This window comes from Methylobacterium sp. CB376, from assembly GCF_029714205.1.
Taxonomy (GTDB): domain Bacteria; phylum Pseudomonadota; class Alphaproteobacteria; order Rhizobiales; family Beijerinckiaceae; genus Methylobacterium.
This window is the reverse complement of the sequence record NZ_CP121648.1, coordinates 1,445,986-1,461,965: the sequence shown is the minus strand read 5'-3', so window position 1 is coordinate 1,461,965 and position 15,980 is coordinate 1,445,986. Positions and strand designations below refer to the sequence as shown.

At 73.4% G+C, this 15,980-nt stretch carries 17 protein-coding genes; 9 read left to right on the top strand and 8 right to left on the bottom strand.

All coding sequences use genetic code 11. The annotated features are described in order from the left end of the window. Positions 1-255 precede the first annotated feature (255 nt). Positions 256-1,248, top strand: a complete 993-nt coding sequence (locus QA634_RS06595) for a trypsin-like serine peptidase (RefSeq protein ID WP_265576545.1) — start codon at positions 256-258, stop codon at positions 1,246-1,248. Between the two features lie 51 nt (positions 1,249-1,299). On the opposite strand, the gene QA634_RS06590 is transcribed toward QA634_RS06595, so the two are convergent. Together QA634_RS06590 and QA634_RS06585 are read right to left on the bottom strand one after the other, a co-directional pair. Then, on the bottom strand, positions 1,300-2,157 hold the full coding sequence (locus QA634_RS06590) for an AraC family transcriptional regulator (protein ID WP_012331234.1): 858 nt from the start codon (positions 2,155-2,157) through the stop codon (positions 1,300-1,302). A gap of 61 nt (positions 2,158-2,218) precedes the next feature. Then, positions 2,219-3,637, bottom strand: coding sequence for a sodium:solute symporter family protein (locus QA634_RS06585; protein ID WP_012331233.1), 1,419 nt, complete (start codon positions 3,635-3,637; stop codon positions 2,219-2,221). Positions 3,638-3,951: 314 nt separating this feature from the next. Between QA634_RS06585 and QA634_RS06580 the strand changes: the two genes are divergently transcribed. The 4 genes from QA634_RS06580 to QA634_RS06565 all read left to right on the top strand — a co-directional run bounded on the left by QA634_RS06580 (position 3,952) and on the right by QA634_RS06565 (position 6,985). Next, complete coding sequence (locus tag QA634_RS06580) at positions 3,952-4,203, top strand: SDR family NAD(P)-dependent oxidoreductase (RefSeq protein ID WP_012331232.1); 252 nt, start codon at positions 3,952-3,954, stop codon at positions 4,201-4,203. Positions 4,204-4,364: 161 nt separating this feature from the next. Continuing rightward, positions 4,365-4,673 carry a putative quinol monooxygenase gene (locus QA634_RS06575; RefSeq protein WP_012331231.1) on the top strand — a complete coding sequence of 103 codons (309 nt, stop codon included), beginning with the start codon at positions 4,365-4,367 and terminating at the stop codon, positions 4,671-4,673. Positions 4,674-4,818: 145 nt separating this feature from the next. Then, positions 4,819-6,015 (top strand): pyridoxal phosphate-dependent aminotransferase, encoded by a 1,197-nt coding sequence (locus QA634_RS06570; protein ID WP_012331230.1) that lies wholly within the window; start codon positions 4,819-4,821, stop codon positions 6,013-6,015. Between the two features lie 211 nt (positions 6,016-6,226). Next, positions 6,227-6,985 (top strand): 5-formyltetrahydrofolate cyclo-ligase, encoded by a 759-nt coding sequence (locus QA634_RS06565; RefSeq protein ID WP_012331229.1) that lies wholly within the window; start codon positions 6,227-6,229, stop codon positions 6,983-6,985. Positions 6,986-7,205: 220 nt separating this feature from the next. Here QA634_RS06565 and QA634_RS06560 read toward each other — a convergent pair whose 3' ends face one another. Continuing rightward, positions 7,206-7,361 (bottom strand): hypothetical protein, encoded by a 156-nt coding sequence (locus QA634_RS06560; RefSeq protein WP_020493667.1) that lies wholly within the window; start codon positions 7,359-7,361, stop codon positions 7,206-7,208. A 158-nt stretch (positions 7,362-7,519) separates the two neighbouring features. Beyond that, a complete protein-coding gene (locus QA634_RS06555; protein WP_012331227.1) occupies positions 7,520-9,580 on the bottom strand; it encodes an ATP-binding protein in 2,061 nt (686 codons plus the stop codon). 251 nt (positions 9,581-9,831) lie between these two features. Here QA634_RS06555 and QA634_RS06550 point away from each other — a divergent pair, with 251 nt between their 5' ends. The 3 genes from QA634_RS06550 to QA634_RS06540 all read left to right on the top strand — a co-directional run bounded on the left by QA634_RS06550 (position 9,832) and on the right by QA634_RS06540 (position 11,716). Continuing rightward, positions 9,832-10,233 (top strand): hypothetical protein, encoded by a 402-nt coding sequence (locus tag QA634_RS06550; protein ID WP_018262301.1) that lies wholly within the window; start codon positions 9,832-9,834, stop codon positions 10,231-10,233. 220 nt (positions 10,234-10,453) lie between these two features. Continuing rightward, positions 10,454-11,050 (top strand): hypothetical protein, encoded by a 597-nt coding sequence (locus QA634_RS06545; protein ID WP_012331225.1) that lies wholly within the window; start codon positions 10,454-10,456, stop codon positions 11,048-11,050. A 183-nt stretch (positions 11,051-11,233) separates the two neighbouring features. Further along, complete coding sequence (locus tag QA634_RS06540) at positions 11,234-11,716, top strand: AmpG family muropeptide MFS transporter (RefSeq protein WP_150108590.1); 483 nt, start codon at positions 11,234-11,236, stop codon at positions 11,714-11,716. A gap of 377 nt (positions 11,717-12,093) precedes the next feature. Here the strand turns inward: QA634_RS06540 and QA634_RS06535 are convergent, their stop codons facing one another. Beyond that, positions 12,094-12,783, bottom strand: a complete 690-nt coding sequence (locus tag QA634_RS06535) for a DUF7002 family protein (RefSeq protein WP_012331224.1) — start codon at positions 12,781-12,783, stop codon at positions 12,094-12,096. A 350-nt stretch (positions 12,784-13,133) separates the two neighbouring features. On the opposite strand from QA634_RS06535, the gene QA634_RS06530 reads away from it, so the two are divergent. Continuing rightward, a complete protein-coding gene (locus QA634_RS06530) occupies positions 13,134-13,502 on the top strand; it encodes a c-type cytochrome (RefSeq protein WP_012331223.1) in 369 nt (122 codons plus the stop codon). Between the two features lie 403 nt (positions 13,503-13,905). On the opposite strand, the gene QA634_RS06525 is transcribed toward QA634_RS06530, so the two are convergent. The 3 genes from QA634_RS06525 to QA634_RS35535 all read right to left on the bottom strand — a co-directional run bounded on the left by QA634_RS06525 (position 13,906) and on the right by QA634_RS35535 (position 15,834). Beyond that, the gene (locus tag QA634_RS06525) at positions 13,906-14,802 is read right to left on the bottom strand and encodes a FecR domain-containing protein (protein WP_445928380.1); all 897 of its coding nucleotides are present in this window, start codon (positions 14,800-14,802) and stop codon (positions 13,906-13,908) included. 91 nt (positions 14,803-14,893) lie between these two features. Further along, a complete protein-coding gene (locus QA634_RS06520; RefSeq protein WP_043702111.1) occupies positions 14,894-15,262 on the bottom strand; it encodes a sigma-70 family RNA polymerase sigma factor in 369 nt (122 codons plus the stop codon). Then, positions 15,262-15,834, bottom strand: coding sequence for a Hint domain-containing protein (locus QA634_RS35535; RefSeq protein WP_012331220.1), 573 nt, complete (start codon positions 15,832-15,834; stop codon positions 15,262-15,264). The genes QA634_RS06520 and QA634_RS35535 overlap by 1 nt, the downstream gene beginning before the upstream one ends. Between the last annotated feature and the right edge of the window lie 146 nt (positions 15,835-15,980).

Here is a 15,980-nt window from a genome sequence, read left to right as displayed (position 1 = left end):
CCTCTTTGACCCGAGCCTCTTGGCAGGCCTCGTCGCGGACAATCTGCCTCCGGGCGCCGGCGGGCCGTGAGGCGCGCCCGTCTCACGACTTACCGAAACGTCTCAAAATCCGAGCGGGGCGGCCGCGCGGGCCGATCCGCGGCCGCGTCCTCGCCGGAGGCCCGATCAGATCTGTCCTTCGATCCGGGGATGCTGCCGATCCTCAACTATGGTCCGATCCTCCCCTCCGCAGAGCACCGGATCGAGGGGTCGGACATGAATCTGGACAATTCGGGCCCGCCGCAGCCCGCCCGGGCGCGGCGCGAGGAGAGGCCGCTGACCTGGGACGAGTTGCGCGACCGGGATCCGTGCATCGAGGCGAGCGAGCCGGTGCCGGAGACCCTGCGCCACCTCTGGTCCGACCTCTCCGTCGCCAGGGCGGTCCCGGACCAGACGACGCGCAAGGGGATGGGCAGCCCGCGCGAGCGCATCGCGCCGCATCGCCCGGCCTGGGTCTCGTCCGCCGTGAGGCCGGTGCAGGCACCCCGAAGGCTGCCGCCCCGCCTGGTCCATCGCGGGATCCCGGTCGACCCGCTCGTCGTCTGGGGGGAGGACGACCGGCGGAGCTACGACGACACCCGGTACCCGTGGGGCTGCGTGTGCAAGATCCTGAGTTCCGGGAAGACCGGGTCGGGCGTGCTCGTCGGCCCGCGCCACGTCCTGACGGCGAGCCACGTGGTGAATTGGGGCGGCACCGCCGAGACGATCGAGGTGCACCGGGCCGGCGCGACCGCCGCGGCGACCGCCAGGACCGTCCGGCGGTGGACCTTCACCAAGATCACCGGCGATCCCGGCGCCAGCACGGTCGACGAGGATTACGCGGTCCTGGTGGTCGATCAGCGCCTGGGCGACCGCTTCGGCTGGATGGGCGTGCGCACCTACGACAGCGCCTGGGACGAGGAGGATTGGTGGTGGAACATCGGCTATCCGGACGACGTGTCGGCGGGCCTGTTCCCGATCTACCAGCGCAACAAGAAGCTCGACGAGGACGCGTGGGATTACGGCTCCGGCCGGGCGATGACGACCGCGGCCGACCTGATGCCGGGCCAGTCCGGCGGGCCGATGTTCGGGTTCTGGTCCGACGGTCCCTTCGTGGTCGCGGTCGTGTCGGCCGTCGGGAACGTCTTTCTGACCGGGACCGAGAATTACTGCTCGGGCGGGTCCGATCTCACGAGCCTCGTGAGCCAGGCGCGGAGCGGCGATCCCTGAGGGGGTCCTCGACGCGGCGGGCAGCGCTCCCGGGACGCGCCGCCGCGCGGGTCAGGCCGCGCAGGCGGCGGTCCGGCGCACGATCGTGCGGAAGACGCTCGGCGGCACGCTGACATGGTCGCGGAAGAAGCGCGAGAAATGCGCGGGCGCCGAGAAGCCGAGCTTGGTGCCGAGATCCGCGAGGCTCTCGTCGCCGCCGACGATCGCCTCCACGGCGCGCTCGACGCGGATCGCGTTCAGGAAGACGTGCGGCGAGGCGCCGGTGGTCCGCTCGAACAGGCGGTAGAAATGGGCCCGCGACAGGCCGGCCTCCCGCGCCAGGGCGTCGGCGCCGAGGCCGAGCCCCTCCTCCCCGCGCATCCGCGCGATGGCGCGCCGCACGCGCCAATCCCCCCGCGCGGACCGGCTCGCCTCGCGCAGGGACGTGCCGATCTCGCGCCACTTCGTGAAGCGCTCGATCAGGGCGATCATCAGCCCCGGCAGCAATTCGTCGCGCACGCGCCGCGACCCGGGCGCGTAGACCATCTCGGCGGCGAGGTCGCGCACCAGCGCGCGGATCGGCGCCGTCACCTGCCCGGCGGGCTCGTGGAAGAAGCCCGGGGCGCCGCTCGCCGACCAATTGTGCCGGAAGGCGCCGAGCCACGCCGGCTCGATGTAGAGGGCGAGGATCATCGCCGGCTCGCGGCGCGGATCGTGCAGGTAGGCGTGGGTCTCCCAGGCGTTGACGAGCACCGCCTGCATGTCCGTCAGGCTGACCACCCGCTCCCCGACCAGGAACTGCGTGTCGTCGCCCTCCACCTTGAGCAGCACGTGACAATGCGGATGGGCGTGCCGGACCAGCCCGCGATCCATGTCGAGCAGGGCGACGCGGCCGAAATCTCCGTACGCGATCTCGAGAGCCTCAGACATCGTCGGAATCTAGCACCCGGCCACGGCCGCTGCCAGCCGCGGACGGGCTCATTCGCGGCCTCTACTTTCGCGGCAGCGTCGCGGCCGGCCCGGACACCGGCAACGGGGCCGGCGCGCCGGGGCTCGGCCGGGCCAGCAGGCGGTCGGCCCCCATCACGACGAGCGGGATGACGAGGGCCACGTAGGCGTTGTCGATTCCGAAGGGATCGCCCGCCAGGAACCAGCCGATCGTGAGCACGAGGGAGGACAGGATGCTGACGACGGCGGCGCGCGGCCGGGCGAACTGGGGCGCGTAGAAGGCGAACAGCACCAGGACCGCCAGCGTGGTGCGCAGGGACTTGGCCAGGAAGGTGACCTTCAGGATGTCCGGCGCGTAGATCGCCAGCGGGATCGGGACGAGGCCGACGACGACCGTGGCGACGCGCACGAAGGCGAGCGCGCCGCGCCCCTCCTCGCCGCGCAGGGGCAGGTAGAAGTCCTTGTAGAGGAGCGTCGCCGCCCCGATGCTGAGGGCGGAGATCGTGCCGAACAGCGAGCCGGCGAGCCCCGCGACCACGATCGCGGCGAGGAGGTCGTCCATCCGGCCGATCAGGGCGGGCAGCACCTGGATCGGCGGCAGGGCCGGCATCAGCACCCCGCCGCAGACCCCGACGAGGGCGGCGAGGAGGCCGAAGGGCACGAGGAGGACCGCGCACCAGAAGCTCGCCGCCCGGGCCGTGCGCCCGTCCTCCACCGTGTTGATCGCCTGGATCACGTACTGCGTGGAGAAGACCGCCCCGATCCCCGCCACGAGCCACGCGAAGATCTGCGCCCACCCGACCGTGTCGGCCGCGAACATCCGGGCCGGGACCTGCGCCTGCAGGGTGCCGAGGCCGCCGACCTGCGAGAGCGCGAAGACGGCGGCGACCAGGATGCCGATGTACTTGACGAGGGCGTGCAGGACGTTGGTGTAGATCACCGAGTGCATGCCGCCGACGCCGACGTAGAGCGTCGCCACCACCCCGGTGAGGACGATCGCGGTGCTGCGGTCGACCCGCAGCAGCCCCGACAGGACGGTGCCGCCCCCCGCATAGGTCGAGATCGCCACGATCTGCAGGGCGAAGATCATGATCACCGAGGTGGCGAGCTTGGTCGGCCGGCCGTAGGCCCGCGCCAGGGCGCCCGAGATCGTGTTCTCGCCGAGCGTCTTGAACCGGTCCGCGAGGAAGAACGCGTAGAGCATGAAGCCGATGCCGAGCGCCGCGATGTTCCAGGCCGCCGAGAGGCCGACCTTCACGGCCGTCTGGGTGGTGCCGACGCTCGCCGCGGTGCCGATGAACTCGGACATCAGCAGGAAGCCGATCAGCACCGCGGGGTAGCGCGCGCCCCCCGAGGTGAAGCTGCCGGCGCTCCTGGCGTGGCGGCGCGCGACGAGGCTGATCACGCCCATCGCGGCCATGTAGGCCAGCGTGAGCGACAGCACGATCCAGTTCGGCTGCATGGCGGCCCGGTCCGTCAGCCGGCCGCGGCGCGGCGCGGGGCGCGAGACGTGATCATGGTTCCTCCCGGTTCTTCTAGGGGCGGTCGCGCGTGGAGACTTGCGTCGGATGCGCTCGCGTCGGACCCGATCGTGCGTGCGGAGAAACTCTTCAGCAAATAGAGAAAACTGATCTCGCCGATCAGCCGCCATGATGTCGGCGGCTCGCCCCGCCCGGGCGGGCGGTGCCGGACGGGCCGCGATCCCGCCGCGTCCGCGACCGTCCCGGCCGCGTTGCCCCGCGCCGGCTTCGCCGGTTGCGCAGTGAAGGCTTGGCCATGCTCCCCATCGGCTCGACCGCCCCGTCCCTGACCGGAATGACCGCCCTGGTGATCGGCGGCTCCAGCGGCATCGGCGAGGCCGCCGCCCACGGCTTCGCCCGGGCCGGCGCCCGCATCGCCATCGCGGCGCGCCGCCCGGAGAAGCTCGACGCGGCGCTGGACCGACTCCGGGCGCTCAGCCCCGCGGCGCGCGCCTCCGCGGCCGACGTGACCGAGCCCGGCGCCGCGCCGAGCCTCGCCGGGTGCTGACCGTGGACGGTGGCTACCTCGCGGGCGGGATCTGAGCCGGGCCCCGGGGAGGCGCGGGGGTGTTCCGGCGCCGCCGCGCGTGCCACAACGCGCGGGATCGAGCGGGCCGCCGCGGCCCTCCGGCCGCGGGGAGGCGGCCGCTCCGACCGGGGGAGTTCACCGTGATCCACGTCCTCGCCATCATCACGGCCAAGCCCGGCAAGCGGGACGAGGTGCTGGAGGCCTTCCGGGCGAACCTGCCCGCCGTCCACGCCGAGGACGGCTGCATCGAGTACGGGGCCGCGATCGATGCCGAGGGCGCCGGCCCCTCCCAGGCGCCGCTCGGCGCGGACACTTTCGTGGTGATCGAGAAATGGGCCAGCCTCGACGCGCTGCGGGCCCACGCGGCCGCGCCGCACATGCTGGCCTTCGGGGCGCGCACGAGGGACCTCGTCGCCTCGCGGGCGATCCACGTGCTCTCGCCGGCGTGAGCGCGGGCGCGCCGCGCGCGCCGCGACGCGGCGGATGGCGGCGCGTCGGAAAACGCGGCAAAAGCGGCGCGCGCGCAGGACCCGGTTCGACCCGAACGAACCTCGCGCCCGGCCCGTCCCATCCCGACCGAGCTTCGACCCCACGATGCATCACGCGGTGCCCCCCACGCCCCCGGCCGACCTCACCGGCGACCTCTCCCCGCGCATGCGCGGGATCGGCACGAGCCAGATCGGGCTCGTGGCCGACCGCGGCCGGGACGATCCCGAGGTGGTGAAGCTGTGGATCGGGGAGGGCGACCTGCCGACGCCGCCCTTCATCGTGGAGGCGGCGCACCGGGCCATGCAGGCCGGGCACACGCGCTACGCCACGTCGCTCGGCCTGCCGCGCCTGCGCGAGGCGCTCGCCGCCTATCACGCCCGGCACTGGGGCGTGGACGTCCCACCTGACCGCTTCGCCGTCACGGCGGGCGGCATGAACGCGATCATGCAGGCGGCGCAGGCGCTCCTCGAACCCGGCGACGAGATCATCGTCCCGTCCCCCGCCTGGCCGAACCTGGCGGAGGCCGTGCGCATCGCCGGCGGGGTGCCGGTCACGGTGCCCTACCGGGTCCTGGCCGACGGCCGCTTCGCGCTGCCGCTCGCCGCGATCGAGGCGGCCCTGACCCCGCGCACCCGGGTGCTGGTGGTGAACTCGCCCTCGAACCCGACCGGCTGGACGATGCCGCTGGCGGAGATGAAGGCCCTGCGCGACCTCGCCCGGGCCCGCGGCCTCTGGATCCTCTCGGACGAGGTCTACGCGCACTTCACCTACGGCAACGCGATCGCGCCGTCCTTCCTGCAGATCTGCACGGAGGACGACCGGCTGATCGTCACCAACACCTTCTCCAAGAACTGGGCCATGACGGGCTGGCGGGCGGGCTGGCTGGTCCACCCGCGCGGCCTCGGCCCCACCTTCGCCAAGCTCGGCCAGTACAACACGACCTCGATCCCGACCTTCATCCAGCACGCCGCCGTGGCGGCGCTCGACGAGGGCGACGGCTTCATCCGCACGATGGTCAATCGCTGCGCCGAGAGCCGGGAGATCCTGGTCTCCGGCCTGTCGCGCCTGCCCGGCGTCACGGTGGCGATGCCCGAAGGCGCGTTCTACCTGATGGCCCACGTGGCGGGCGGCGAGTCCAGCCTCGACCTCGCCTTCCGGCTCCTGCGCGAGGCGAAGGTCGGGGTCGCGCCGGGCACCGCCTTCGGCCCGGAGGGCGAGGGATTCATCCGCCTCTGCTTCGCGATCAGCCCGGGGCTGGCCCGCGAGGCCGTGTCCCGCCTCTCCGCAAGCCTCGGGCGCTGACCGGCGCGGGCGCCTCCGCGCGGGGTCTCCCGGCCGCGGCGCCGCCGAACCGGGGACCGCTTCGGGCCATCACGCGTTGGACCATCTCGCACCTTCGACACGAGCTCATGGCGTGGCGAAGGTGCGAGAAGGGAACCGACGGTCACGAGAGATGACCGTCGGTATCGGAGGCGGCCCGCGCCGCCGCCCTGGCGCGATCATGGGGGACACCATGGCCGGAGGTTCATCCAAGCCGTCCGAGAAGGCTTCCGAGCCGGAACACCGCGAGGCGAGCGCGTTCGGCGAGTACAGTTCGCCGCCCTGCTTCATGCACGAACTCGACCCGGCCTCCCTCGGCCTCGGGGCGGCCGGCGGCCCGGGAGCGTCCGCCGAAGGCGGCGCGCCGGACTGGCCGACGGTGAGGCGGTGGCGGAAGGAGACCCGGGCCGCCCTGATCGCGCGGCGCATGCAGATCTCGGCCCAGGAGCGGGAGGCGTGGAGCGCGCGCATCGGCCGCGGGCTCGAGGCCGCGCTCGCCGGGGCGCCCGGCGGGCTGATCGGCTTCTACTGGCCCTTCCGGGGCGAGTTCGATGCCCGGCCCGTCCTGACGGCGCTGCGGGAGAGGGGCACCCGCCTCGCGCTGCCGGTCGTCGTCGAGAAGGCGCAGCCGCTGCAGTTCCGGGAGTGGCGGCCCGGGATCGCGATGACCCGCGGCGTCTGGGACATCCCGATCCCGGCCGAGGGCGAGGCGGTGCATCCCGACGTGCTGATCGCGCCGCTCGTCGGCTACGATCCGGCCGGCTACCGCCTCGGCTACGGGGGCGGCTTCTACGACCGCACGATCGCGGCCATGCCGGTCAGGCCCCGGGTGATCGGCGTCGGCTTCGCGCTCGCCCGCCTCGACACGATCCACCCTCAGCCGCACGACGTGCCCATGGACGTCATCGTCACCGAGGAGGGCGCGCAGCCGCGCCCGGCGCCCGCCGGCTGAGGCGGGCGCCGATCCGCTCCGGGGAGAGGATCACCTTCCGATCGGCGCGGGTCTCACACCCAATCCGCTCGATCCCTTCGGGATGGCGGATTGGGGCTTCGCTCAGGCGCCGCGCGGGCTCATGATCCGCTCGATCCCTTCGGGATGGCGGATTGGGGCTTCGCTCAGGCGCCGCGCGGGCGCGGGATCCGGGCTGCGCTGTGATCAACCGGATCCCGGATCACAGCTTGCCCTTGTCGCGCAGGTCCAGGAGTCGCTGAGCCGCGACGTCTCCGGCCGCCGAGGACAGGGTCCTGCGCTTCCACACCTCCACCAGGGTGGGCTGCGCGAGCGGCGTGCTCGGGTGCAGGACGCTCCTCAGAAGCTGTTGGGCCAAGGTGGATGCGGGCAGTCCGGGGGGCTTCGGCATACGCGCGAGTCAGCGCCTACGTAGTTAATACGTAGTTTGTTTCTGACGTGTCGCGCCCCGCGGGTCGGTCACGGCCGGGTGAGGCCCGACGGCCCGCGCAGGCCGGCCCGCGCCGCCGGCGGGGATCAGCGCGGCGCGGCCGCCGCGGGCGGCGCCTCGCCCCGGCCGATCCGGGCCCGGATGCCCCGGGCGAGCTCGGCCATGTCGAACGGCTTCATGTAGAGCGTGTAGCCCTGCTCCGTCGCGGCCGCCGCCGAGGCGCTGTAGCCGGAGACCAGGATGACCGGCAGCGCCGGCCAGCGCCGGCGCACCTCGTTGGCGAGGGCGAGCCCGTCCATCCCGCCCGGCATCACGAGGTCGCTCACCAGGATGTCGGCGCCGCCCTGCTCCAGCAGGTCCAGGCCCGCCTGCGCCCCGCTCGCCTGAGCGACGCGGAAACCCGCCTCCTCGAGGAAGGCGGCCGTCACCCCGCGCACCTCGTCGTTGTCGTCGACCAGGACGACCCGGTCCGGGGAGCCGACGAGCCGCGCCGCCGGCGTCGCGAGCGTCGGCGTCGCCTCGGACACGGGCTCCCGCGCCAGGGGCAGGTGCAGGGTGATGGTGGTTCCCTGGCCGGCCCGGCTCTCCACATCGGCGAGCCCGCCGCAGGACTTGGCGAAGCCGTAGACCTGGGAGAGGCCGAGCCCCGTGCCCTTGCCGACCTCCTTGGTGGTGAAGAACGGCTCGAACACGTGCGGCAGGGCCTCCTCGGTGATGCCGCTGCCCGTGTCCCTGATCGCGAGCGCCACCCCGTCGCGCCCGGAGCGGTCCGGCAGCGGGACGCGCCGGGTCGTGATCTCCAGGCGTCCCCCGTCCGGCATGGCGTCGCGCGCATTGGCCGCGACGTTGAGCAGCGCCAGGTCGAATTGCAGCGGATCGAGCCTCACCGCGTGCCGTCCGGGCGCGAGGTCGGTCTCGACCGCGATGGGCCCGCTGACCGATTGGCGGATCATCGTGAGGGTGGCGCCCAGCCGCTCGTTGAGGTCGACGACCTCGGTCCGGGTGCCCTGGCCGCGCGAGAAGGCGAGCAATTCGCGGGTGAGATGCGTGCCGCGCTCGGCCGCCTTGCGGATCGCCGTCACGTAGCGCTCCAGGCGGGGCTCCGGGAGGCGGCGGCCGAGCATCTCCAGGTTGCCCAGGATGACCATGAGCAGGTTGTTGAAATCGTGCGCGACCCCGCCCGTCATGCGCCCGAGCGCCTCCATGCGCAGGGCCCGCGCGTGGAGGAGCGCCTCCTGGCGCTGCGCCCGCAGCTCTCGGCGCAGGAGCAGGATGAAGAGGCCGCTCAGCAGGAGGGCGGCCGCGGCCGCCGTGCCGAGGATCCAGGCGGCGTGCCGCTGCGGCGCGGCGTAGAGCGCGAGCGGAATGGCGAGGTGGACGGACCAGCCGGTCCGCTCCGACTTGCGGAAGGCCGTGACCAGCGCTTCGCCGTCGGGGGCGGTCCCCTCGTAGAGCCCGGCCGAGCGCGTCCGGCGCGCCTCGATGGTGGGCTGCATCGCCAGGGCCCCCACCAGCTCCGGCACGCGCGCGCTCGCGGCGATCCGGTTGGCGCCGTCGACGAGGTAGGGGCGCCAGGCGGGATCGAGGCCGGGGCCGGCGAGCAGGGCCGCGAGCCGCTCGACGGACACGACGCCCGTGAGCACGAAGCGGATCCTGCCCTCCCGCAGCACGGGAACCCGGAAGCTGGCGCGGGGCGGCCCGCTGCCCGGCTGACCCGGCCCGGCGACGTCGCCGATGGTGGGCTCGCCGGTCTCGAGCACCCGCCGGTAGCTCGTCTCGTCCACGACCGCCCGCAGGGGCGTCCCGAACGCCGCGCCGGTGCGGACCACCATCTGCCCCCCGGTATCGGCCAGGATGACCCGGTGCCAGAGCGGCAGCTGCGCCTTGAAGCGCTCGGCGAGGGCGTGGAACGCGGCGAGATCGGGCCGGTCGCCGTCGAGCAGCGGCGATTGCGCGAGAACCTTGAGGAGTTCGACCTGCGTCAGCAGCTCCCGCTCCACGGCCCCGAGCATCTGCGCGACGTGGTGGACCGCGCCGGTGCGCATCAGCGTCTGCTGCTGACGCAGGAGGAGGAACGACAGGCCGCCCGCGAGCAGGATCAGCGGCAGGAGCGCGGCGAGGGCGAGTAGGACGAGACCCCGGCGCACGTGCGGCGCTCCCCACGGTCGAATTTACTAGGAGGGAGTACCCCACCGTGGCGGTGACCGTCACGTCCGAACGCGCCGCGCAGGTTGTGACAAAAGGACGAGCCGCGCGGGGGAGGATGCGGCCGGCGCCGCCCGGCCGGGCGGCCGCTCCCGGTGCGTCCGAGCACCGCCGACCCGTGCCATGCCGGCATCATTCGTCCGGCGGGCTCGCGCGCGGCGCGGGCTCCCGCATCAGCCTTTCGAGGACGACGATGATGGCGATCCGGCGGGCCCCCGAGACCCGCGCCGGCGGCGCGGATCGGACCGAGACCGCACCGCACGACGAGGCCCCGCGCCGCGGCGGCGCGCTTCCGCTGGGCGGCCACTCCGCCCGGAGCGTCGCGGACGAGCCGGTCCGCGCCGGCCGGCGGCCCGCCCCTTCGGGAGGCGCGCCGCCCGCCCGGCCTCGGCCGCAGGACCCTCGCCCGCTGCACCGCAGACCCCTGGTCGGGGCCGCCGCGGGCGGACTCGGCGCGCTCGCCGGCATCGTCCTCAACCGGTGGCTCGGGCCGGATCTCGGATGGGACGCGGAGACCCGGATCATCGTCCAGGCGGCGGTGACCGGCCTCGTCGCCGCGCTGGTCCTGTGGCTGGCGGGGCGGGCGACCTCGTGAGCCTTGCCCGCGAGGGCCGACCGGCCCCGGGCAAGGGGCGGCGCGGGTCCGAGGCGGGCCGGCACGCCCGCGCCCGACCCGGCCGCCCGCCGCCGCGGCGTCCCGAGGGGCGGCGCGCCTCCGCGGCGGGTGCGTCCGAGCACGCCGCCCCGCTGCCGCGCATGCGACGACACCCCCGACCTGGAGGGCGAGGCGCCCGTCGCGGATCGAGGAGTTCACGATGATCAAGCTTGCAGCCGCCGCGGCCCTGACCCTCGGGCTGGCCACCGTCGCCCATGCCGGCCTGTCCACGCAGCCGTCCGCCGAGTTTCCCCCGTCGCCCGGAAGCCAGGCCGTGCCCGCCGCGGAGAAGCCGGTGCGTCCCGCGATCCGCCACGCCGAGGTGAGGACCTTCTCCCCCGTGACGCAGACGGATGCGGACCCGCAGCCGGAGAGCGGCAGGCCCGCGCCGCGCGTCATCGACCTGCCCCGGTCCGACGCGCCGAGCCAGGGCGGCTACGTCGCGGCTCCGGCCCGCGCGCCCCAACCCGAGCGCGTGGCGCGGATCAGCCCGGCCTCGGCCGTGCAGGCCCCCGCCGCGACCGAGGCGCCGGCCGTCCGGCCGGAACCCGCCCAAATCGCGCCGCCGCGGCGGGCGGAGCGCGCGGCGCCGGAGGGCCGCCCCGCCGGCTACCGGACCGCCAGCTGGAACGGCGGCCGCGGCGCGACCTGGAAGACCGGGAAGAACGATTACGGCTTCGAGGGCAGCTTCGGCGGCTGCCGCTTCGCCGGGTTCAGCGGTCCGCGCGGCTTCACGCTCGACCGCACCTGCCGCTGACCCGCGGACGGCCCGGGGGAGGGCGCGGCGCAGGTCCGGGCCCCGCCGGCTGGAGCCGGCACCGCCCGCGCAGGCGGAGGCAGGGCGAGGCTCGGCACCAGAATGCACGGCGGTTCCGGATCGGGCGGCGCCCGGACGCGCCCCTCTCGTCGCCACCTGCTCACGGACCGCGGCGTCGCGGCCATGCCGGGCCTCGGCTCCGGCTCCGGCATCCCCTTCCTGCTGGTCTACGGGACCTCAGCATCATTCGCCGAAGCGGTCCCCGGTTTGGCGGCAAAAATGATGCGAAAACACGAGTCTAAGCAGAATTGCGCCATGCGATTCTGCTCAGCCGGCGTGGCTGTCCGAGGCGAGGTTCCCCTCGGCACGCTCGGGCTGATGAGCGAGCCGACCCTGGCCGACAAGGTCAAGTTCGTCTGGGCGCCCTTCCTCGATCAGTGCGACGCGCCGCTGCTCGGCCGCTGGCCGGGGCGGCGGCGCGGCCGGATCATCGCCTCGCAGAGCGGCGTCATGCTCACGCTCGCCGGCGTCGCGTTCGGCGACCCGGCGCATGGCCTGGCCTGGACGGCGGTCTTCCCCCTGGCGCCCGGCTTCGCGGGGCCCGGCAGGATGTCGTCATCGGCGGGTGGCGCATCACCGTCGCGCCCGCCGCGCGGCACTCCCTGATGTCGTCCTCTGATGTCGTCCTCTGATATCGTCCTGGGCCGAGATCGGCTGGCGCCTCGGACCCTTCGCGGCCGGGGCGGGCGCCCTCTCCCTCACCGAGGCGTTCGGCTGGCCGGGATGTCCGGCTGCGTCATCGAGTCCCTGGATTTCACGTGGTCCTTCGTGGGGACATCCTGGATCGGCGCACCGGTCGCGGTGCTGTGCCGGTTCGTGTGGCGGCGGCACGGGCGGACGGAGGCGAGGCCCGCCCCGTGACCGCAGCCCCGATGCGGGCCGCCGGAGCGGCGCGACGCGCCCCCGCGCATCCTGAGCGCCTCGCCGGAAGCGGACGGGCGCGGGGCCTGCCGGGGAGAGGGCGCGCGGTGCCGGCCGCTCCGTCACGGCCCGTCGTCGGGCGCCGCGCGCGGCGAGCGCCAGATCTCGGCGGCCGCGCCGTCCGCGAGGCGGTGGACGGCCAGCACGTGGTCCGCGACGTCCGGAACCCCTCCGGCGACGGTCAGTTCGACCAGCGCGTCGTCCCGGGAGCGGGTCGCCCGCCGCTCGGCGTAGGGGTAGGCGGCGATCCGCATGAACGTGCCCCGCCCGCGCCGCACGGGCCTCATGAAGGCCGCGCCGCTGTTGATGGGGCTGAGCAGGATCCGGTCCCGGTGGGCCGCGACGAGGCTGCGCGTGCAGAGCGTCAGGACCGTCTGCGGCCGTCCCCGGTAGGCCCTCGCATCGAGCAGGTGGCGCAGACGCCTGCGTGAGAGCCAGAAGAACGCCTTGTCGTTGAGGATGCGGTACCAGTCCGCGGGACCGAGGCCGTCGTCCAGGCAGCGCCGCAGGGCCGCATCCGACATCGGCTTCTGGTCGCGCACGACCGCGTCGGGCAGGCCCGCGCGCGCGATCCTCGTCCCCTGCGGGCGACGGCGGGCCTCGAGCGCGTCGCGCGCAGGTCCCGACAGGCCGTAGCGGTCGAGCAGCGCGGATGTGCTGAGGAGGCCCTGCGCCCGGATCGAGGGCCAGGCCCCGTCCTCCGCCATGTGCCACAATCGCGGGTAGATCCGGACGAGTTCGTCCTCCGTCACCTCGGATTCCCTCGCTTCCCCTGGCGCTTCCCCTGGCCGCACGGTGAGCGCCGCCCCGCGCGGGATCGGGCCGCACCCTGCGCGGGCGGGCCGATAACGGCCCGGCGCGGGGCCGGATCCCGCGCGCGACGCGGTCGGGCGCCGAGCGCCGGTGCGGAGCGCGGCGTGGGCGGGGGAACCGGGCGGGGCGCCGCCGGAGGATGGCCGGCCCCGTCATCCTCGGGGAGGCCCTCCGAAACCGGACGCCCAAAATTAATCCCTGGCCAAATCGTCGCATCCCGCCGCCACGCCTGGACCTGGGCCGCGGCCGCCACAGCTTCTGGACGGGGGCCTGAAGCAGGAGGAACGCCATGCGAATTGTATTGGCAAGTGCAGCCGTGCTCGCGGCGCTGTGCACATCGGGACACGCGCAGGGGAGCGGCGACCCGGCTGCCGGCGAGAAGGCATTCGCAACATGCAAAGCCTGCCACGCATTCGGAAAAAACGGTGTCGGCCCCAACCTGACCGGCGTCGTCGGGCGCAAGTCGGCATCCGTCGAGGGATACAGTTACTCGGCGGCTTTGAAAGGCTCAGGCATTACCTGGGATGAGGCCAATCTGCACGAATGGCTGAAGAACCCCAAGGCGAAAGTCCCTGGAACGAAGATGATCTTCGCCGGCTACCCGGACGACAAGAAGGTCGATGACGTGATTGCCTATTTGAAGCAGCACACCCAGTAATTCGCCGTCGCGTTCTTCGACGTCCGGCGGCTCGCGCATGTCGCTTCGGCCTCTGCGAGCCGCTTCGCGGGTCGGGCGGGTCGCCCCTCGCCGGGGCCGCGTCGGTGCGCTTGGAACCCCGCGGCTTGGAACCCCGCGGCTTGGAACCCCGCGGGCGGCCCGGTGTTGCGTGACACACGCGAAGGGGCTGCAAGGTGCTACGGGAGGCAGACGAGAGGAGGAGGCTGCCATGAAGCGCTCAGTCGAAGCCGTCGCCCGGTGCCGCGTCCTGCGCGAACTGGACCGTCGCCTCGCGGAGCAGAATGCCGCCCGCGCCGCGACCTCGGACGCCGACCCGCACACCAAGTGATCCGAGGCCGCTCCGCGGCCGGCGGCGCATCCCCGCGGCCAGGTCTCGCCGGCCTCAGGCGCGGCGCGGCTCGAGCGCGATCCAGAAGCCGGCGGTGCGGGTCAGGGTCAGATTCACCGCGCGGGCGAGATTGCCCAACGAGGCGACCGGCTCGAACAGGTTGAACACGCCCGTCGCGCGCCGCGACGCCGCGTCCGGGTGAAGCCGGATGATCCCGGCGAAGTAGGGCCGGATCTCGTCGACGATGGCCGCGACCGTCTCCTCGCGCAGGACCGCGAAGCCGGACGTCCAGGACGAGGCCGCATCGGCGTCGACCGCGCTCCGGCGCACCTCGCCCTCGGCGACGGTGATGCGCTCGCCCGACGCGACGGAGAATCTCCGGTGGTCCTCGCCCCACAGCGTGCCGTCGCCGCGCAGGCTCGCGAAGCGGAACGCCCCGGCGGCCCGCTCGATCACGAAGGCGCCGGCGAGCGCCTCGATCCGGAACGGGCCGGCCTCCACCACGAAGGGCCGCGCGTCGCGCGGCTGGATGTCGAGCAGGATCTTGCCCCGCAGGAAGCTCAGCGCCCGCGTCTCGGCAGCGGCTCCCAGGTTGAGCGCCGAGCGGGGCGCCATCACGACCTCGGCATCCTGCCCGAGACGGAAGCGCGCGTGGGCCGCCGTCCGGGTGAAGCGGTCGGTGAGCAGGTCTTCCAGGGGCACGAAGCGCTCCAGCGCGACCGCGCCGCCGGCGGCGAGGGCCGTCAGCCCCGCCACGACGTTCCGACGGTCGCGCCGCGGCGGCGCCCCCATCCGCGCCACCGTGCCCCGCGGCAGCCCGGAGCGCGCGACGATCCCGAAGGGTTGCAGATTCCCGGCCATGCGTCCCCAGGCCTCGGCATTGGCCGGGCTGGCGCCGTACCAGACCTCGAAATCCCGCCGCTGGCGCTCGCTCAAGCCACCGGAGGTCATGGCGACCATCCATTTGATTGCGGCCCGGCCGCTCTCGTCTATCCCATTCTCGTCGTCGTCCGATTGTCGTGAGCGAGCAGGATTCATCGCCTCAACTTTCCATCCTGGCGCTGTAGACGGCCGAGAAACCCTGCGTCATGCACTTGCTGACCGCACTCATCGAGACGTTGAGTTCCTTGGCGATCTCACGGTTCGACATACCATCGATCTGGCTCAGAAGGAACGCCGTGCGCGCCCGCGGCGACAATTTCGCCAGCACTGCGTCGATCTTCTGCAAGGCCTGCACGAGGATGAGCCTCTCCTCGGGCGAGACGTCCAGCGCCTCGGGCATGGCGGCGAGCGCGTCCTCGTAGGCGATCTGAAGCCGCTTGCGCCGCCGCGCCTCGAAGATGATGCGCTTGGCGATCGTGGTCATCATGGCGCGCGGCTCGCGCACGCTCGCCACGTTCGGCAGCGCCATCAGGGACACGAAGACGTCGGAGACGATGTCCTCCGGTGCCGCACCGGCGCCTGATCGCGGGAGAGGGCGGGGCCGTCGAGGGTGCGCTTCCCGATCCAGATGACGGGGCGCAGCGCCCCCGAGGCGGTCACGGCCCGGTCGCCGACCGCCAACATCTCCACCGGGACGTCGCCCCGCGCCGTCCGGATCCTCGTCCCGGTCACGAAGCAGAGCGGGTAGGCGGCGTGGTCGACCTGGACGGTGGCGCCGGGGTCGTAGGTGTTGTTCGTGTAGAGGAAGTAGATCGTCCCCTTCTTGCCCTTGGCGGTTCCGATCAGGCCCTGCTGGCTGGTCTGTCCGAAATAGGTTCTCGGCGCCGAGCTGCCGTCGACGACGCCGGCCGTGAAGACGTCGTTCTGCACATCGCCGATCTGCGTGGTGTCGTCCGTCTTGCCGGCATCCGGCGTGTCCCTGACGACGAAATTCTTGGTAATTCCTCCGTACCGCCCGATGGTGAATTGATCGGATGTCGCGGTCTTGTAGATGAAATAGCAGTGCGAGAAGTATTGTGCCGGGCTCGGATCGGAAGACATGGCGACAACCCTGGTTGAGGAAGGGGATGGTGTGATGGACCTGGCGTGCCGCGGCCGGGATGCCGGGCCGTCACGCCCGAGGGGCCGGGGGTTCGCGCGCCCGCGATTCGCTCAGGCCGGAGGTGCTGGCAGGCCGGAGGTGCTGG